The organism is Mucilaginibacter sp. P4_G9 (genome assembly GCF_056400985.1).
Genome location: NZ_JBFUKF010000739.1, coordinates 1 through 1,386 on the forward strand (window position 1 = coordinate 1; position 1,386 = coordinate 1,386).

General features: G+C 46.0%; 1 protein-coding gene. It reads right to left on the bottom strand.

Annotated features, from left to right (window positions below; genetic code table 11):
* Positions 1-1,386, bottom strand: a 1,386-nt coding sequence (locus tag AC1DPZ_RS27220; protein WP_477409408.1) for a glycoside hydrolase family 3 protein, incomplete at both ends; no start/stop codon positions are given.

Consider the following 1,386-nt stretch of genomic DNA (forward strand, 5'->3'; position numbering starts at 1 on the left):
AATTAGTGAAACGCGGATAAGTTATAGGCAACTTACCTGACGGGTTTACATCGCCAAACAACACGCCTGCAATGGCATCGCCGCCTTCGTTACCCAACAGGTAAGTCATGAGGGTAGCTGCTGAAAGGCTTTCCGCATCCGTTACAATTCGTGGACGACCTTCGGCCAATACCAATATCACCGGCTTACCTGTTTTGGCCAGGGCCTGTGCCAGTTGAATTTGCGCAACCGGCAGGTTAAGGTCATCAATATTACCAACGTTTTCTGTATACGATAATTCGCCAAGGCAAAGCACAATCGCATCGGCTTTTTGCGCGGCTTTAACGGTCTCGTCAACATTTTGGAGGCTATCAAATGCCGCACCGGCCTCATAGCTTACATTTTCTTTACCAATTTTTTGTTGGATAGCTTCAAGGATGGTATTCTTGCCCGCGGCAAACTTGTCCGACTCATCTCCCTGCCAGGTGTAACTCCATCCCCCATCCAATGAACGCATGGTATTGGCCGTAGGACCGGTTACCAGTACTTTCATGCCTTTTTTAAGTGGAAGTATATGGTTGTTGTTTTTTAACAATGTAATAGCCTCATTAGCGGCTTGTACGCTTACCAACCTGTATTCCTCTGATCCGAATTTTGGGTAATCAACAGGATTACCTACCGGGCGCTCAAATAAACCTAATTCGTATTTTACTTTTAAAATGCGGTGTACTGCCTCATTGATCCGGGTCATTGGTACTTTGCCTTCTTTAACCAGCTCTATCAAATAGGTAAAAAAAGTATAATCATACGGAACCATGCTCATATCCACACCCGCGTTAACAGCTATCATTACGGCATCTTTTTGAGTAGCCGCTATATGATGACGATCATGAAGGTATTGGATATCGCGCCAGTCGGTTACCGCAATACCATCAAAATGAAGTTCGCCGCGTAAAACATCCGTAAGCAGGTATTTGCTGGCATGTACCGGCACACCGTTTATCTCGCCAGAGTTAATCATCAAGGTTTTAGCACCTGCTTTTACAGCTTCGGCAAATGATGGCAAAAAGTATTCGCGCATATAACGGTCTGGAATCCAGGCCGGGGTGCGGTCTTTACCGCTCAATGGGAAGCTATAGCCCAGGTAATGTTTCATACAGGCGGCCACATGGTATTTATCGCCTACATCATTACCCTGGTATCCTTTAATAATAGCCGCGCCCATGGTTTTAACCAGGTAGGGATCTTCACCAAAAGTTTCATAAATACGTGGCCAAAGCGGCGACTTGCCCAGATCCAATACCGGCGAATAATTCCATGGAATATAGCTGGCGCGGGTTTCATAGGCGGTTATCTGTCCGGCTTTGTAAGCTATATCGCGGTTAAAGGTAGCAGCAACTGCAATCT